Genomic DNA, 18,240 nt, shown 5'->3' on the forward strand with positions numbered 1-18,240 from the left:
ACTTGTGCACAATTACCCACAACCTGTGAATAAACCTGTTGATATATGTGCATATGTATTTAAATCATGTGCATAACCTGTGCATTTGTTCTCTAAGTTATCATCGACATATTATAAGAAACTAGGCTAAAAGCCCCTTCTTCTTCTTTTACATCGCCTCAGCCTCCAGAACATAAAAAAAACCGATACGATCAATAACCAAAAAACCGTCCAGCGCATAACGCGAACGGTTTTCCTTGCTAATACAAATGGCACGCCACCTGACGGCCCGGGGAAATCTCCCGCAGCTCCGGAATCGCAGAGCGGCATTCTTCTTTGACATAAGGACAACGGGGATGAAACGTGCAGCCAGTTGGCGGATTCTCAGGATTGGGCACGTCGCCGCCCAGTACGATGCGGTCTTTTTTTGCTTCGGGATCAGGAACAGGGACGGCAGACATCAACGCTTTGGTATAGGGATGGAGCGCCTCGGAGAACAGCTCTGCCGTAGGCGCAAGCTCAACGACTTTGCCAAGGTACATGACCGCCACGCGGTCGCTGATGAATTTAACGACGGACAAGTCATGCGAGATGAACATATAGGTCAGGCCGAACTGTTCCTGCAGGTCTTGCATGAGGTTCAATACCTGGGCCTGTATGGATACGTCCAGCGCCGACACAGGCTCGTCGCATACGATGAACTTCGGATTGAGCGCCAGCGCGCGCGCAATGCCAATCCGCTGCCTTTGCCCGCCCGAGAATTCGTGCGGAAACCGATGGGCTTGATATGGAGATAACCCGACGACTTCCATCAGCTCTTCGATCCGGGTTTTCAGTTCGTTTTTTCCCAGCTTGTGATGGGTCAGCAATGGCTCCTCCAGCGTACGCTGCACGGTCCAACGCGGATCAAGCGATGCATACGGGTCCTGGAACACCATCTGCATATCGGTGCGGAAACGCCGCAATTGCTCCGGTGCCAGCTTGCGCACGTCCTTTCCTTCGAAGAACACCTCGCCGTCCGTCGGTTCGATCAAACGCAGAATGGCACGTCCCGTCGTTGATTTGCCGCAGCCCGATTCACCCACCACAGCAAGCGTCTCGCCACGTTCCACAGTCAAGGTTACGCCGTCCACGGCTTTTACCGCGCCGACCTGTTTCGATAACAAACCTTTACGGATCGGATAATGCTTTTTCAGATCGCGAACTTCCAAAATGGCGCTCATTGCAATCCCCCTTCCTGTTGAAGCAAACAACGGCAGCGGTGTCCGGGTACGGTTTCCAGCAATTCGGGCTGTACCCGTTCACACCGCTCTTCCCTCACCGGGCAACGCGGAGCGAAACGGCAGCCTGCAGGCATCTGTGCCGGATTCGGAACCTGCCCCGGGATAGAAGAAAGCCTGTCCTGATCGCCGGCGAGCTGCGGCAACGAAGCCAGAAGCCCGCGGGTGTACGGATGCTTCGGATCGGAGAACAACGTCTTGACATCGGTCTCTTCGACCACTTGTCCCGCATACATCACCATGACTCGGTCGCACATTTCGGCTACGACACCAAGGTCATGGGTGATCATTACAATCGCCATGTTCTCGGTCTGTTGCAGTTCGCGCATCAGATCGAGGATCTGTGCCTGAATCGTCACGTCGAGTGCCGTGGTCGGTTCATCGGCGATCAGCAATTGCGGATTGCACACCATGGCCATGGCAATCATGACCCGCTGGCGCATGCCGCCAGACAACTGATGCGGATATTGGTCCGCGATTTTCTCGGGACGGGGAATCCCCACTTTGCGCAGCATGTCGACCGAGCGTTCCCAGGCTTCTCTTTTGCCCAGTTTCAGGTGATACCGCGCCGACTCCGATATTTGCTTGCCAATCTTGAACACTGGATTCAGCGAGGTCATCGGTTCCTGAAAAATCATCGCCATCCGGTTACCCCGGATCTTCCGGATTTCCCGACCGGACAGTTTAAGCATGTCCTTGCCCTGAAAGCGAACCTCGCCGGAAGCGACGCGGCCGATGCGTTTGGGCAGAAGCTGCATGATCGACAACGAGGTAATGCTTTTGCCGCAGCCTGATTCGCCGACAATGCCCAGCGTCTCTCCCTGACGCACAGACAAGCTCACCCCGTCCACGGCGCGAATAACTCCTCGGTCCGTGATGAATTCCGTTCGCAGATCCGCCACTTCGAGCAGTGCAGTCATGTTATTCCCCTCCCAATTCGATGATGAAATGCTTAATGATGACGAAGATACGATTTATGACGAAGAAACTTTCGAGGCTGCAGATACGGACCGATCCGAATCTTGCATGCCTTCGACGCCGAGATATTTGAGCGCACTAAGCGCGTACACCTTGGCACACTGGATAATTTGCCATACCGGCGCCTTTTCGTTGAAATTATGGATGGTCGACAACTCGGCAGGGCCGTATTGCAGTACAGGAATGTTGTGGTTGCGGAAATGACGCGCATCGCTCGAAGCCCATTGCAGCACGCCGTATGCTTCTTCGCCACTCACCTCTTCAATGCTCTCGACCAGTTGGCTTACGATCGGTTCATGCGGTGGAGTCCAGTTGGCGTTTCCTTGAAAACCGAACGGCTTCAGCTCCGATTCGATGCCTGCTTCGAGCAACAGGGAGCGAGCCCGGTCCAGAACGTCACGGTAATCAACGCCGAACGGTACCCGCGAATCCACTTGCACCGTGCAGCGATCAGCCACCACGTTGACTTTGGTACCGCCCGTAATGGTTCCGATGTTCACCGTCACGTGATCGAATACCTGATAAGCCAGCCCCGCCTGCTCTCGTTCCTTCGCATAATGCTGCGAAATGCCGATGATCTCTTTCACTTCTTCCGGGATGTTTGGTTTGATATCCCACAACCGCTGCAGCGCCTCGATGCCTTTCGCCGCCTTTACGATGGCGTTCTCGCCCACGACCGGAGACAAGCTGCCATGGCCTGGCGTGCCTTCCACCGTAAATTCGAACCAGCAGCTGCCCTTCTGTCCGATCGTCGGATGCTGTGGACTGGACGGTTCGGCAATGACAGCCGCCGTTCCGGTGGCAAGCCCGCGTTCCAGTACCCAAGGCACCCCCAGATCCCCGCCGGTCTCCTCGTCCGGCACGATCATGAGCGACAGATCACCGCGAAGCGGTACGCCCAGCTTGGCCAGGATTGCTGTGGCGAATATCAGGCCGGCCAGCCCGCCTTTCATGTCAGAAGCTCCGCGTCCAAGCATGTACCCGTCCCGAATTTCGCCGCAGAACGGATCGAAATCCCAACGGGATAAATCGCCCGCAGGAACAACGTCCGTGTGACCACAGAAGATCAGATGTTTTCCTTCATCCCCTTCGCCTGTGCCCTTCAGCGTGGAGACCAGGTTCAGCATCGTTTCCGTTGCTGCGTGCACCTTGGTGCCGATCCCGGCCTGATGCAGGTATTCGATGATAAACGCGCTAATTTCCCGGGAATCTCCCGGCGGGTTTTCGGTCGGGAACTGAATGAGCTTGGAGCACAGCTCAAGCAGCTCGTCCTGATTTTCCTCGATCGCATCCAGCACTTTCTTTTTCCAATCCATCATGGTCAGGCTCCTCTCCGTATTTCCGATATGGTTATGCAAGCAAGGACATGCGGCAAATGGTCGGAAGACAGGCTGTCCGCCTGTCTCCCGTCCGCTTTCGCTGCCTTCTTATTCGCCTTTGCTAAGCGGATAGAAGCGCAGCACTTCATCCGGGTAATACACGTATCCGCTGATCTTGTTGTTCATGCCCACGACGCGATTGTACTCGTACAAGTACGCCCAAGGCGCTTCCGTTGTAATGATTTCCTGCGCCTTTCCGTACAGTTCGTTACGTTTATCCGCATCCGGCTCGGCACCGGCTTCCTCCCACAGCTTGTTCACTTCCGCATTGTTGTAGTGAATATAGTTGGAGGAACCTTCGCCATAGAGCAGGAAGCCGAGATGGTAACCAGGATCATTGACAAAGGAGGTCCATTTGGAAATATAAGATACCAGGTTGCCTTCTTTTTGCTGTTCAAGGAACTGCGCACGCGCCACCTTGTTGATGTTCATCGTGACGCCGATTTTGGCAAGCTCGGCCTGAATCAATACGGCGTCGTATTCCCAATCGTCAAAGCCCGAGCCCAGCGTGAAGTCAAAACTGAATCCGTCTGCATATCCGGCTTCGGCCAGCAATTGTTTGGATTTGTCGAGATTGTATTCGTAGACGTAACCCGCATCCGTGTATCCCGGCGTATTGCTCGCCACTGCACTCTTCATCGTTTTGGCTTGTCCATACATGACGTCATTGATCAGTTGGTCATAAGGAATGGCGTATGAGATGGCCTGCCGCACCTTTTCGTTGTCGAACGGCTTTACATTGTTATTCATTGCAAAGAACAGAATTCGGTTACTCGCATTGGAGGCAATCGTTAGATCGCTGTTTTCCTGCAAGGCCGTTACGTCTTTGGGAGGAATTTCAATCGCCATATCCACGTCGCCCTTGTTCAGCAGCAGTACCCGGTTGGACGCTTCTTTCGTGAATTTCAGCGTGACTTTGCCCAGCTGAGGCGCTCCCTGCCAGTAATCGTTGTTGGCTTGGAATACGGCCTCGCTCGCCGGATCCCACTTTTCGAGGGAGAATGGTCCGGAACCGGCCGCATTGGTCTTGAGATATTCATCACCTTTCTCCTCGACCAGCTTTTGGTCCACGATGGAGAAGGTGTACATGGCAATGATTTGGGTAAACATGTGGTTTGGCTTGTTCAGCGCGATTTCGACGGTCGAATCGTCGATCTTGGTCACGCTTTTGATATCGGCCATGCCGTACAGAAAGCTGCCCGAGCTTGAATTTTTCACCCGTTCAAATGAATATACGACCGCATCCGCGTTCACCGGATTTCCGCTTTGGAACGTCACGCCGCTTTTGAGCTTGAATGTGTACGTCGCGTTGTCGTCAGACACGTCCCAGCTCTCCGCCAACATCGGCTGGATGTTCTCGGTATCGGCCACTTCTCCGCCATCGACCGTTTTCACCCCGTAAGTGACCAACTGATCATAAGTAGCGAGTACCAGCGTATCCGAGGTTAAATCGTTGGCTTCTGCCGGATCCATCGTTGTTCCGCCCTCTGAATAAGCCACTGTCAAGGTTGGTGCGGGTTTTGTTGTCTCTCCCGTGCCCGTTGCTGCCGGTTGCTGGTTCGCATTGCTGGCACAGCCGCTGAGCACGACGGTAAGGGCAATCATTGCAGAAAACCATTTGCGTTTGTTCATGTCTGTATCCTCCCCATTTGGACCATCTCTTGATTGGACTGCAGCCAGGCCGGATTCGCGGGTCACGCCCGCATCCCAATCCTGGCTGCATTACAGCAGGTTGAATTCTCTCTACGCCTTTATGTTTAAAACTGTGAAGCGTTGTTGCGGTGCTTAAATAGAGTAAGAGGTTATACACCTCCCCGCTCCATCCTCGCAGAGCCCCAGCCGTGGTTCCGGATGTATGCCTCGAAGACTCTCGTTTGATTATTGTCACTCCCCCAATGAAACAGCACACCCTAGGATAGGGAAGAGAGGGGATGTATCTGCTTCAATGCGCTAGTGGCATAAGATCAATGATGGACTTTGAAGGATGATGAGTCGGACGAGCAGCTTCCTTCTTCATATCACCACTTCCAAGCGCAAGTCTCCAACATGCATATCAACCGGTACAATCCACGTCTTGAAATTCATATTCAACGAGCAAGGTTCAGGGACTTCAAGCAGGTCCAAGCAAGCAGCATGTTGCGAACCCGCGATAAATCCCCTCTATCTGCCCGAACGCAACCTTGGGTCCAATACATCCCTAAATCCGTCTCCCAGCAAATTGAAGCCTAAAATCGAAGTTGCAATGGAGAGACCCGGGAAAGTCACCAGCCACCATTGACCGGAAATAATGTATTCGCGGCCTTCCGAGATCATCGCGCCCCACTCGGCCGTTGGCGGCTTGACGCCGAGCCCCAGGAAACTGAGGCTTGATGCGGTCAAAATCGCGAAACCCATCCCGAGTGTGGCCTGCACAAGCAAGGGCGCAAGCGCGTTGGGCAAAATGTGGCGGAACAGGATCGTCCGATCCTTCACCCCGATGGCCCGGCTGGCTTCGACGTATTCCTTCTCGCGCAGCGATACCGTCTGCCCATACATCAGTCTGGCGAACTCGGGAATGCCGACAACGCCGACGGCGATCATTGCGCTGGTCAAACCGTTACCCATGGATGCTGCAATCGCCATCGACAGGACCAAGGAGGGGAACGCCAGCAGTACATCCATCAGCCGCATAATGATGTTCCCCATCCGACCGCCATAATAGGCAGCGATTCCGCCGAGCGGAACGCCGATCAGAAACGAAATGCCGACGGCGATCAGGCCCGTCCATATGCTGATGCGTGCTCCATGGAGCACGCGGCTCAGAATATCGCGGCCGTAATTGTCCGTTCCGAACCAATGCTCGCCGGAAGGGGACTGCAGCTTAACCGCAGTGTTTGTTGCGTAAGGATCATATGGCGCGATCCAAGGGGCGACAGCCGCAATCACCGTCCACATGACGATAAAGGTCAGGCCTACGACCGCAAGCCGATTGCGCAGCAGCAGCCGCAGAAAGGTTTTGGGTTTGGCAGCGGCTTCTTGTACCGGCTTTGAACTTCCCAGTGTTGTTGGCGCAGCAGTATTCACAGCGGGTATCCTCCTTTCACGGCATCTTTATTCATAACGAATTCGCGGATCAATCAGGCCGTAGACCAGATCAACGATCAGATTGATGCAACAGAACAGGATCGCACTGACGAGTGTAAAAGCTTGAATCGGCGCGTAATCCGCAGCCAGAATCGAGTCTGTGACGTAACCGCCTAGCCCGGGCCAGGAAAAAATCGTTTCTGTAATGACCGCTCCGCCCATCAATCCGCCAAATTGAAGGCCAAGCACCGTCAACGTCGGAATCAGGGCATTGATCAAGGAGTGCCTGCCCACGACGGAAGCCTCGCTGAGCCCCTTTGCTCTCGCAGTCCGTACGTAATCCTGCCCGACGACTTCCAGCATGCTTGAACGGGTCATGCGGGCCACGATGGCCATCGTGCCCGTGCTCAGGCAAATCGCCGGAAGCAACAAATGGGCCAAGCTGCTTTTCAATGCAACGATGTCACCACTGAGCAGGCTATCCAGTACGTACATCCCGGTAGTATGGGTCGGCGGATTCAGGTCGCCGCTGATGCGGCCCATCGGTGCAGGTGCCCAACCGAGAATCGAGTAGAAAATGTAGATGAACAGCAGACCCAGCCAAAAAATCGGTACACAAGCACCAATCAACGAAAATACTCTGGAAATGTGATCGATGAAGGATTCCTTTTTCGTAGCCGCTATAATGCCCACCGGAATGGCGACGCAAATGGCGATCACGATGCTGGCCAGCGTCAGCTCAATCGTTGCCGGGAAGCGCGAGGCGAAATCGCTCGCTACCGTATGGCCCGTGTGATAGGCGAAGCCCAGATCGCCCTGAAGCAGCTGCCATACATAAGTAAAAAACTGTACGAATAACGGTTGGTCCAGCCCCATGTCTTGCCGAATCCGGTTAATGACGTCATCGGTCGCTTGTTCCCCGGCCATCACGAGCGCGGGGTCCCCGGGCAGCACCCTGGACAGAATAAACGTAATGACTACGATGCCCAGCAGTGCCGGGATCATCTGCAGCAACCTTCGGACCGTATAAGCTAACAATCGATCAACCCCTTTACCTCTGTTGTCCTCACTTTGCTGTCATGTTGTGTCGAGCAGACAATGTCATGTCAAGATTCCCGCCATTATCGTCTCTTCTTTAGTAATTGTGCTTATTTTACATAGATTCAGAGGGTCGAACTACGTCCAATTCAGCTAAAAAAATGCACAACCGTTTGTCGGCTGTGCACTAATATCATCGCTTTATGTCATATTTAATAACACCAATTAATCTAATGACCATCTTGCACCCTTTTCACAGGCAGCCTCGCTCTACATATACATTTTCCATATCATCCAGTTACAGGTTGTTCACCGTTCCTCCTGTCCTTGCCGGAGATAGTGGTATACGAGACACAGGTGGCACACGAATTGCTCACGAGGGTGATTCAGGTCAAATCCGACAATGTCCCTGATGCGTTCCAACCGATATTTGACCGAATTCCGATGGATGTAGAGCCTGCTTGCCGTCTCCATCAGACTGCCGCGACTCTCCAAATAGTAGAACAAGGTGCGGAGCATGTCGCCGCCATGTTCCTCATCATATTGACGCAACTTGCCCAACTTTCGCTCGAATAACGCCTCATAACCGGGGGCCGATGCCGTCGTTTCGCCAAGCAGATGATACGCCTCGACGTCTTCAAACCGCGTTGTAGTGGACGTGCATAGTTTCTCCGAGACCCTTAATGCATTTCGTGCTTCGCCATAACTTTGATGCATGTTCCATAGATACACCCTGCTGCCGATCCCTGCCCGGAAAGTCCCGAGCCGGTGGGACGTGTCTTCCATCCAGCTTGTAATCGTCTCGCTCCAGGTCGCATCTCCCTCTTCATCGCGCCCATGCTGCATATACTCAGGCGTCGGCAGAAACAACACGGCACGGTTCGAGCGAAACTCGATATGCGGCGCAACACCCCGTCGCCGCGCTTCGCGATCCAACAGGGTGGCCAACAACTCCTCGTCCGGTTCCGCTTCTCCTTCGATGACAGCCACTTCCCAGATATGCCCGGGATTCATACCCAACTTGCGCCCTCTCGTTTCCGCTTCATGCCTCGACAGCATAGGCGGAGTCATCAGCTCGTCGATAAAATTACCCCTGAGACGCAGTTCGGTGTCTTCGGCAACCTTATTCCGCATCAACTCCAGAGACAGGACAAGCCTCGCCTGTTCGATCACCACTTGTTCCATGTCATCCAGCGCCTGCTTGTCCACCAGCAACCGAGCAACTCGGCGCCGATCCACGTTAATTTCCCAAGCAAGCAGCGATTCGTCCGATTTCTGCCAATCATGATCCGGAGGAGATGATACGATCGTCCGCCCGGCATTGTCCAACACCTCAACAGGGGCCTGCAGCAGGTCAGCAATATTGTCACCAACCGCTTGAATGCCGCTGTTCTCCAGCACCATTGTGGTCAGCGTCCGGTATACTTCTTCCGAGCGCCGGAGCAGCGCCGCTTGCCGATCGAGAACCAGCTCCATCACAGGTTGAGTAATGTCCATATAGGGAATTTCCGGCGGAATTTCGATGATGGGCAGGCCACACGCATTGCTTGCCTCTATGGCCTCTGCCGGGATTTCTTTAAGAAATCGGGCCGGTTTGATGGCTAGCGCTGCGGCACCTGCCTCGTTCATCGTATGAACCAATTCGCCCAAGATAGCTGGATCATGCCGGATGGAATAAGCCGTCGTCAGCAACAGAACACCCTCTCTCAGCCATCCCTTTAAATCAGGCACCTCCATAATGTCCACAAACCTTACAACCCGATCCAATCCTTGACTGCCGCTGATGATTTTTGCTTTCCCCAGAATCGATATGTGGAGTAATTCCCGCAAAGTAACCCCTGTTGTTCTCAAGTCAATCGCCCCCTGATCCGGAATGGACACCTTTTGATGTTAACTTTTATTACTTATACCTCAAATTTTCATGTAAGTGTACCAGACTCATGATGCAAACAAAAAGGGAATATATGTTATATGAAATATAAGAACACAGTTTCAATGAAAATCATAATGATTTTCACGTTGTTATACGCATTATCAAACATTGAAAATAATTTTTCCCGTGCGACACTTTTACTCGGAATAATAATAGGCCACCTCACTTTAGAGCATTAAAAAACAGCGTTGACGGACGAGGATCAATCCCCGCATAGGTCAACGCTATCTCCTAATCGAATCAGCCTAAATCTATATTTGTTCCATTGTGGATATCTCCATCTCAAACCTCTTCATGTCTGTACCGATGCATCCGAACACGATGCGGAAACTGCCGCCCCCAGCGACAGAATCGGATCAAGCACCCTGATGCCCAATTCCTGTTCAGCAATCGAGGCAAAGCCCATGGTGGCGAACCCTGTGCATGCCAGTACGATCGAATCAGCCCCGCGTTCGCGCAGGCGCATTCCTGCATCAAGAGCTGCACGCTTTCCCGAAGGCGTATTCAGATCCACGGTAGTCACGACGCCTTCCGGGCGATCCATGCCAATGTATGCATCTCCCAAAATAGAACGGATGCGTGTTGGTACTTCTTCCAGAATGGTCAGAACACCAACCCGGTTGGAAGACGTTAATGCAAGATGTGCAGCGCAGGACCCTGCACCATACACAGGAATACGAACCACTTTCCTAGTCTCGGCAAGTGCCGGGTCAGCCGCGCAACTAATGCCAATAGCCGAACACCCCAGCCTTTCGAGCTCGATCGCCAGACTGAGGATCTTGGGAACAGACTCAGCTTCGGTTTCCTCATCATACACGCCAAGAGACTGCTCCGGAATACAGCGGCTAAGCACGGGAAGGCCATATTTCGCTTCGATCAAAGACCCATGTTTGTGAATATCTTCATCATTTTGCAGCGTAATTACTCGAATGATACCCAGCATTCACATATTCCTCCCCAATTTGTGCATAACTTGTGGATATAGTAGCGGTATCTTGTTTATAAACCTATACCAGCCTGTGTATAACTGTGGATATCCTGTGTATATATTGTGTACTTGTTTGTAAAGCTGACGTAAATCGCGATTGCTGTCAACATCCCTGGACATGTTGTGGATATCCCTGGATTTGCTGGATCGAATTGATGCGCCAACTTGCACCAGCACCAGCACGAGCCTAAGACTGCAACTCCCCTTGACGCATAATTAGGACATCATCAATATATACATCAGGCTTCTGCACAACGGCATCAATATGAACGCCGGCAGCTACGGTTCCACCAAACGTATTGTTGCTGCCAAATGCAATATGAATGGTGCCATATACTTTTTCGTCCTCCAGCACAACACCGGTAATTCTCGCTTTATTGTTGGTTCCAATTCCGAATTCACCAAGATAACGGCCGTCGCCATCTCCCAAAACGGAAAGCAGCTTTTCGCCGTTTTCGCCTGTTGCCGCGATCAAGCGTCCTCCCTCGATGGTCAACTCAATCGGTTCAGGTAATGCTCCGATACCCGCGATCGAACCGTCCACAATGATCCGTCCCTCTCCCTGGCCTTCAACCGGCGCGATGTAAGCTTCGCCCGAAGGTAAATTGCCCGATTCTCCAGGATTCAGGTACATCCCTGTGCTCGGCACGCCATTCCGACCATGAATCGAGAACGACAAGGATCTGCCCTCCTTCTCGATCCGGACTTCTTTGCCCGCTGTCAGCATGTCCGTTACCCTTTCAGTCAGCGCTTTGACCTGGGTATATTCCGCCGTAATCGCCCCGTTCAGGAACATGTCTTCCGTCATACCTGGCATGGTTGCAACCCGCGTGCCGGCAGCCGCCGCATTTTTGCGTGCCTGAGTGTGCGTTACCGAATGGCGCGTTACACACACGGCCACATCGGCACGCGCCATCGCCTCGGCGATCGGTGCCGGAGGTTCCTCGCCGGATCTGCTGCGCTCCTTCATAACCAGGAGCATCGCTTCTGCTCCGAGTTCCTTGCCTGCTTCATAGATGGATTCCGCAAGCTCCCGCTTTGCGTCATCAGCCACAACGGCCAGCGTCTCTCCGGGACGGAGTCCCAGGCACTGGACCAGTACATTTTTACTCACTTCGATCTGTTGTTGATTCATTGTATTGCCTCCTCCTATGTCAAACTACCGGCTCAGACGGTCTCCGAGACGAGTTTGCCCATTAGAGCATTCGACAAAATGACCGGGATTCCTGCGGCTGCCTTACTTACCCATTCGCGATGGCGTTCGTCATATCCCATGCAGTCAAGCAAGATCAGTTCCACTCTCCCCTTCAGCGTTTCCACAGCTTGGCGAAATTCCGCTTCGCCCGACGTGTACGGCGAAGCGGCAGCAAAGGCAGGTTGAACAAGGGTGGAAAACTTCAAATCCAGCTGTCCCGCTTGTTCGGGCAGCGGGCCAATCAATCCCAGCCTGCGGCCATCTGCCAGCGCCTGCACCGCTGGGGGAATGATCCGGTCCGGCTCGATCAGATGGGAGCGGTTGGCGTGCAACCCAGGGAAGGAGCCTGTGCACAGCAACAGGATTGTTCGAATGCCGAGCGTCTCCAGTTCGCGTATTTTTCCATCGAGAAGCGGCCGGATTTTCTCTCTAGCCACCACGGCAGCGCTGCCGTCCTTTAACCGGGACGTCAGCACGTAATCCCCGGGTTCAGGGGCGAGCTCGGCAATTTGCTTCGCGGTCAGACCGTCCAGCACGCCGCTTTGCACGAGTTCCGCTCTGCCTTCCAAATATTTTTCGATCAAGGGCGCGACGTCCGTCCGCGGAGCTTGGCCAATGGTGATCATGCCCAATTGCTTCATGTCATCAACTCCTTCGAAAACAATTCACCCGTCTCCCAAATTCGCAGGCCGGGAAATTCATGTTATCAAACGGCCGGAGTGGTCTGCGCACCTGCGGTTTGAAGCACTCTCATCGACCCGTACAATCCGAGGATACGATCATATTCCGACTCGTTATAAAACGAACAGATACCAGCAGTAAACTCCTTGGCCGTTTCAACTGCAAAACGTACGGCGCTGGCAATATCCACCTCATGGCTCGCACCGGTTCCGCAACCTGGCACAGCCGACTGGGCTGTTACAGCCACGCCCACAACCGGAGCATGAGTAGCTACTGCCGGCTGCAAAATGGAGTTGATATGGTACAGATCATTGCCATAAGGCGTAATGTCCTGCATCGTCACCGGGAATGTCACGGGAAGTTGTCCTGTTGTCATTTCCATAATGCGCAGCAAGTCCTCGCTGACGCGCAAAATGTACCCTTCTTTCACCGTCGGCGAAATGGCGATGCCTTTGTGGTTGATAACGCGGTTGCCCTTCGTTGTGTCGATGGACAGGATCACTTCCATTTCCGGCAAAACCTCGTGTTCGTTCATTTGCAAGATATCCACAGGGGAATCCATGAAATCAACCGGCTCATGCGGCAATGTCGGGGCATCCGGGCAAATGTGCGTCGTGACGATCACGTCGCCTTTCAGCGTATCTCCCTTCGTTTGCATATCCGCCAGCTTTAATGCCGCTGCAATAGCAGCTACTGCTCCGTCGGCGTCGGAAACAAGACCGATGCGGCTTGGGCGCGCACCGATTCCGCCGAGACGGCCCACAATGCCCATCGTCGGAGCTTGTCCGCCAGATCGTTTACCTTCGCTACCAGGCACAACCACTTTCACAAAGTCGGTGCTGCCCTTTTCTCCCTGCACCGTCATAACGTCGACCGTTACGCGTGGATAAGCGCCAAACAGCTGTTTCACCGACTCCCCGTTAACGTAAGCGCTGTCGAGCGCTTCAAGTGCCAACAATGTTTTTTGAAGTGGCATCGCTACACATCCTCTCTAAGCTGTTATATCTTGTGATCAAGTCTAACGCAGCCGAGAAGCCGGTCACAATGTGCCGCTTTGCCAAAATGATCGTTGGTTTATTGTGCGATAAGAATAAAAAAACGAAAATATAGCGCTTAACCTAAATTAGTTCTACCCTATTGTGTCACAAATACTCACACTTGGTTCAATGGCGACACGTTTCAATTCATCGGCGCCCATCCTGCCATTCCACCAGTAAGGTAGCCGTTTTAGCTGCTTGAAATATGGGAAACTGATGACCATGAGGAACATCGGCACGTTGTACATCGGTATGAATGCCTGAAGGTGGTTCGTATCCAGTATCCTCTAATCCCCAGACAAGTATCGTTGTGGACGCCTTCTCCGCCGTGATCGCCACTTCACGATCAGGCCTTGAAATCCATTGCAGCAAATCCGCATTCGCTCCCGCAATCCGCGGAGATTTCAGCCCTGCCGCGGCTCTTGCGGCATAACTTTCAAGCACAGCCTGTTCCGCATCTGCCGAATTCGTCCGCTGCAACTGACGAATCATGCGCTGCGCGCTCATCCTGGAAAGTTCACGATGTAACATTCTGCGCGGCAATCTAGATGCAAAACGCTGAAGCTTGTCCTTCGGGGCCCCCCAGACCGGCTGCAGCAAGGCCAGGTCGATATCCAGGCGCCCGCTCTCCCGCATTGCTTCTGAGGCGATGGCCGCACCAACCGAATGGCCGACCAGCGTCATCGGCCCGTTTACTTCGGCTAGCACGCGGTGGAGTGCTGCCACCTGTCTGCTGAACGCATTGCTTGTTTCCGACGCTTGCCTTCGTCTCGCAGATCGGCCGAACCCTGCCAGATCGATCAGCCACACCGGGTTTCCCGTTCGGCTCCAAATCTCCTGCCCCAAGGGCAGCATATCATCTGCATCGCTCATCAAGCCATGAACGATAATCCACGGGTCCCCTTCCCCCTCATGAGACAACACCGCCAATTCCCCTTTCCGCGTTCGCGTCCAGCCTGTGGGCAGGTTTGTTTCTTTCGAGGGATAGCTTATCCGATAATCCAAATCAGCCACGACATCGGGAAGCATTGCCGAAATATCAGGCATTGCTCGGCCCATGCATGCAAAAAGCCGTTCCGTCTGCTCAACCTCGAACTCACGCGTCGTGATGAACGCTAGAGATTCCGGTGGTATGCCGCTAATTCGACTTCCGCCCGCTTTCATCAGAACGTGGATTAACGGCAGCGGGACGACTCCGCGAGGGGTGGAAACGTCCAGTTCAGACGCTAACATGCCGATCAGATCTTTCATGTCCGGGCCAACCTCCTTACGCGACAACAACGGAAATGTTCCTCCCGTCGGATCCGACTCGCCAGCAAGAAAGACAATCGCTGCAGCCACCACATCATTGGATACCAGCGGCAGCCAATGATGCGAACCTCCAGGGACAACGGGCATTTTCCGGGTTCTCGTCGCTTGGACGAGCAGGCCGAATCCCCCGAGCTGCTCTGTAATTCCTGTCGGAAAAGGCCCCACGACCGTGCTCGGGTTGACCACCGATAGAGGATAAGAGCATTGCTTGGCATGCTCGCGAATGTAGCGGTCCGCTTCAAATTTCATATGCTCGTAGGCACTCTCGGTGTGAAGCATGGTATTGAGCCATCTTTTCCATTTCCCCGGATTGTCCGCTGCCCGCTTCTTTCGATTAGTCGGTAACGACGAATTATCGTCATCTCCGTAGGGACTCATGTAACCTACAACATGAATAAAATGCCGCAGTCCCCGCGTCTTATGAATATCCTCCGCCAGCACCGCGATCTCCTTGGCCCCGTTCATGAAAATACGTTCAGCCTCCTTCCGTTCCAAGGTAACGTCCATCGTGCCGCCCGAGTGAATAATGACGTCGGCTTCCATAACCCGCTTCCTGTCTTCGCCATTAAGCCCAAGACCCGGCCGGGACAGGTCGCCCTCTACGAATCGGATTCTCTCGTCCACTCCGATCCCGTGATTCCGCATCGCTTTTCTTGCTCTCGATTCGGAACGAACCAACAGTAACAGATTCGCCGTGCCGTTCATGAACTTTTTTACCACTTCTTTGCCGATGAATCCCGTGCTGCCTGTCATGAAAATGGTTGTATTACCCGCACTTTCCTTATCTATATTTGCAGTAATCATTATTGTACCTCCATCAATGCATAGTGTTTAATTAGTACTAAATAGTACTAATCATGTGTAAAAAAAGTGCTTCGATTACCGAAGCATTTGGCAAAATGTGCGTGCAGACCGTTCCAGGATGGAAACGTCCCGCGAAGTTTCTGCCAGCACAAGCGAGCCCTCCAGTGCCGTCACGAACAAGGAAGCCGCAGATTGCGGATCGATATTGGCCCGGAACTCCCCCTGCTCAATTCCTTGTCGCAACAGCTTTTCCACCAACGGCTGAAGCTCGCGCAAAAAACGCGATATCGTCTCTTTCACTTCCGGCGCGTCCGGCGGCGTCTGCATATACAGCGTGACGAACGGACAACCCCATGCATAATCACGCTGCTCCATGCCGGAGGAAAGGGATGCAATAAACATAGTTACGCGTTCCTCCACGGAACGCTCACGTTGGCTGAGCAGTAAATACACGTCCGACTCGTAACGGGCAATCCAAAATTGCACGACGGCGAGCAGCAGTTCCTCCTTGTTTTTGAAATGATAATAAATGTTGGACTTCGATACGCCGCTGGCCTTCACGACTTCATCCATGCTGACATAGCTGTATCCCTGGCTCAGAAACAGTTGTGAGGCCACCTCGATGGCCTTCGCCCGATTGTTCGGGTTGGAGCCGGCCCCTTTTTTCGACCGAGTGGTTGTGTTATCATTTTTCATATTTAGAACTATACAGTACTATAAATAGAAAATCAACCGGGATATGACTCCCGGCTGATTCAAATGGACGTTTCATGACGTATCACAAGTTACTTTTTAAGGCTGTCCCAGTTCTGCTGCAGTGCTTCGAGCAAGTCGTTTTTATCCGATTTGCCCGCAACGTAGGCCTGAATCGTGCTTCCGAATTCCTGCGGCACGCCTTCAGGGAAGCGGTTGAAGTTCCAGCTCAGCGTTTTGTTTTCCTGGCTGTATTTCATGATCTCGGCTGCCAGATCGCCCAGCTCCTCTTCGGACGCCTGGATGGAGCTGAAGGCCGGGATGAATTTGAATTCCTCCGTCATATATTTTTTACCGACATCCGACGTAACGAGCCATTCCAGAAACTCTTTCGCTTCCGCCTTCACTTGGGAGTTCTTGTTCACAACCCAGAAGTTTGGCACGCCGACGAACAGTTTATCATTCGGTTCATTGGTGATCGGCATCGGCAGGATGCCAAGGTTCAGGTCGGGATTGATGCCGTCAATCTGCACCTGCGTCCAGTTCCCTTGCTGCATCATCGCCGCTTCACCGGTTGCGAACAAGGTTACTTGAGTATTGTAGTCGGTGGTCAGCGGGTTTTTGTTGCTGTATTTGAGCGTAAGATCGAGCATGTTCATCCAATCGGCAAACACCTGGTTGCCCGGGATTTTCTCGGTGCCGTCGTTCAGACCTTGAATGAATTTAACCGGATCGGTTTGATTGGCAAAAGCCACATTGACGTTATGGTTGCCCAGCACCCACCACTCCTGATATCCGTTAGAGAACGGCGTAATGCCTGCATCCTGCAGCTTCTGTGCAGCTTGCTCCAGCGCTTCCAGCGTCGTTGGAATCTCAGTGATGCCTGCTTTCGCGAACAGGTCCTTGTTATAAATGAAACCATACCCTTCTAATGCCAGCGGCTGGCCATACAGCTTGCCGTCTTTGGTCATCGGCTCCTTGGCTACCTCAAGCGCATCCTTGGCCCAAGACTCGCCGGACAAGTCCTCCAGATATTCAAGCCACGTATCCAGCTCACGATAACCGCCCACGTTGAAAATGTCGGGCTGTTCGCCAGCCGCGAACTTCGCCTTCAGTGCCGCGCCGTAATCGCTGCCGCCGCCGACGGTTTGAATGTCCAGCTTGATGCCTGGATGGGAAGCTTCGTATTCCGCTTTGAGCCGGTTGAGCGCTTCCGCAATTTCGACCTTGTATTGAAAGATTTTGATGACCTTGTCCCCGGGCGCAGCAGGCGTTTCTCCGCCGCCCGGATTGCTTGTAGGGCTTCCGCTTTTGTCGCCATTGCCGCAACCGGCGAGTACCACCGCAAAAGCAACCATCATGAGCAGCGCTAACTTCGTCATTTTTTTCATGAGCATTCTCTCCCTTGAATGATTTTGGACGGGCAGCTTCTTTCCGTGCGAGTCGAAAGCGGAGGGAGCTGGATGCACTGGAGAAGCGCATCGGTCGCCTTTGACATTCGGCGGCTTCCTCAGCTATCACTTTATCCAGCGCCGCCGAAGGGCAACAGCGATCGGAAGTGCAGCTGCTCCCGGAGCGACCGGACTCGCACCTACCTTGATCTGTTTTTTCCGGGACCGTGCTCCTTCTCCTCACAGCACGGTCCCTCTTTGCTTCTTTCCGTGCGAGTCGAAAGCGGAGGGAGCTGAATGCACTGGAGAAGCGCAGCGGTCGCCTTTGATACCCGGTGGCTTCCTTGCCCTACTCATTCAGGCCACCGGGGAGCAACAGCGATCGGAAGTGCAGCTGCTCCCGGAGCGACCACACTCGCACCTACCTTGATCTGTTTTTTCCGGGACCGTGCTCCTTCTCCTCACAGCACGGTCCCTCTTTGCTTCTTTC

At 53.3% G+C, this 18,240-nt stretch carries 15 protein-coding genes; 1 reads left to right on the forward strand and 14 read right to left on the reverse strand.

Translation table 11 applies throughout. The features are described from left to right. Positions 1-239: 239 nt before the first annotated feature. The 14 genes from RSX24_RS28700 to RSX24_RS28765 all read right to left on the reverse strand — a co-directional run bounded on the left by RSX24_RS28700 (position 240) and on the right by RSX24_RS28765 (position 17,750). Positions 240-1,202 (reverse strand): ABC transporter ATP-binding protein, encoded by a 963-nt coding sequence (locus RSX24_RS28700; RefSeq protein ID WP_339275865.1) that lies wholly within the window; start codon positions 1,200-1,202, stop codon positions 240-242. Beyond that, entirely contained in the window at positions 1,199-2,179 is a 981-nt protein-coding gene (locus tag RSX24_RS28705) for an ABC transporter ATP-binding protein (RefSeq protein WP_236417519.1), read from the reverse strand. The genes RSX24_RS28700 and RSX24_RS28705 overlap by 4 nt, the downstream gene beginning before the upstream one ends. A 54-nt stretch (positions 2,180-2,233) precedes the next feature. Continuing rightward, a complete protein-coding gene (locus RSX24_RS28710; protein ID WP_343262489.1) occupies positions 2,234-3,556 on the reverse strand; it encodes a M20 family metallopeptidase in 1,323 nt (440 codons plus the stop codon). Positions 3,557-3,664: 108 nt separating this feature from the next. Then, positions 3,665-5,248 (reverse strand): ABC transporter substrate-binding protein, encoded by a 1,584-nt coding sequence (locus tag RSX24_RS28715; RefSeq protein WP_343262490.1) that lies wholly within the window; start codon positions 5,246-5,248, stop codon positions 3,665-3,667. A gap of 528 nt (positions 5,249-5,776) precedes the next feature. After that, positions 5,777-6,679: an ABC transporter permease gene (locus RSX24_RS28720; protein WP_236417525.1), complete on the reverse strand. Its 903-nt coding sequence runs from the start codon at positions 6,677-6,679 to the stop codon at positions 5,777-5,779. A gap of 27 nt (positions 6,680-6,706) precedes the next feature. After that, a complete protein-coding gene (locus RSX24_RS28725; protein WP_343262491.1) occupies positions 6,707-7,717 on the reverse strand; it encodes an ABC transporter permease in 1,011 nt (336 codons plus the stop codon). Between the two features lie 309 nt (positions 7,718-8,026). Further along, positions 8,027-9,568 (reverse strand): PucR family transcriptional regulator, encoded by a 1,542-nt coding sequence (locus tag RSX24_RS28730; RefSeq protein ID WP_343262492.1) that lies wholly within the window; start codon positions 9,566-9,568, stop codon positions 8,027-8,029. Between the two features lie 374 nt (positions 9,569-9,942). Beyond that, the gene (locus RSX24_RS28735) at positions 9,943-10,593 is read right to left on the reverse strand and encodes an aspartate/glutamate racemase family protein (RefSeq protein ID WP_343262493.1); all 651 of its coding nucleotides are present in this window, start codon (positions 10,591-10,593) and stop codon (positions 9,943-9,945) included. A 232-nt stretch (positions 10,594-10,825) separates the two neighbouring features. Beyond that, entirely contained in the window at positions 10,826-11,773 is a 948-nt protein-coding gene (locus RSX24_RS28740) for an aminopeptidase (RefSeq protein WP_236417531.1), read from the reverse strand. 32 nt (positions 11,774-11,805) lie between these two features. Further along, on the reverse strand, positions 11,806-12,474 hold the full coding sequence (locus tag RSX24_RS28745; protein ID WP_343262494.1) for an AroM family protein: 669 nt from the start codon (positions 12,472-12,474) through the stop codon (positions 11,806-11,808). A gap of 65 nt (positions 12,475-12,539) precedes the next feature. Then, entirely contained in the window at positions 12,540-13,490 is a 951-nt protein-coding gene (locus RSX24_RS28750) for a DUF1177 domain-containing protein (RefSeq protein WP_343262495.1), read from the reverse strand. Between the two features lie 208 nt (positions 13,491-13,698). Beyond that, positions 13,699-15,666 (reverse strand): alpha/beta fold hydrolase, encoded by a 1,968-nt coding sequence (locus tag RSX24_RS28755; RefSeq protein ID WP_343262496.1) that lies wholly within the window; start codon positions 15,664-15,666, stop codon positions 13,699-13,701. A gap of 75 nt (positions 15,667-15,741) precedes the next feature. After that, positions 15,742-16,362, reverse strand: coding sequence for a TetR/AcrR family transcriptional regulator (locus RSX24_RS28760; protein WP_343262497.1), 621 nt, complete (start codon positions 16,360-16,362; stop codon positions 15,742-15,744). 89 nt (positions 16,363-16,451) lie between these two features. Then, on the reverse strand, positions 16,452-17,750 hold the full coding sequence (locus tag RSX24_RS28765; RefSeq protein WP_343262498.1) for an ABC transporter substrate-binding protein: 1,299 nt from the start codon (positions 17,748-17,750) through the stop codon (positions 16,452-16,454). Between the two features lie 297 nt (positions 17,751-18,047). On the opposite strand from RSX24_RS28765, the gene RSX24_RS28770 reads away from it, so the two are divergent. Beyond that, on the forward strand, positions 18,048-18,240 hold a 193-nt coding region (locus RSX24_RS28770), incomplete at its 3' end, for a hypothetical protein (protein ID WP_343262499.1).

This window comes from Paenibacillus hubeiensis (assembly GCF_032334105.1).
In the GTDB taxonomy this organism is placed as follows: domain Bacteria; phylum Bacillota; class Bacilli; order Paenibacillales; family Paenibacillaceae; genus Paenibacillus; species Paenibacillus hubeiensis.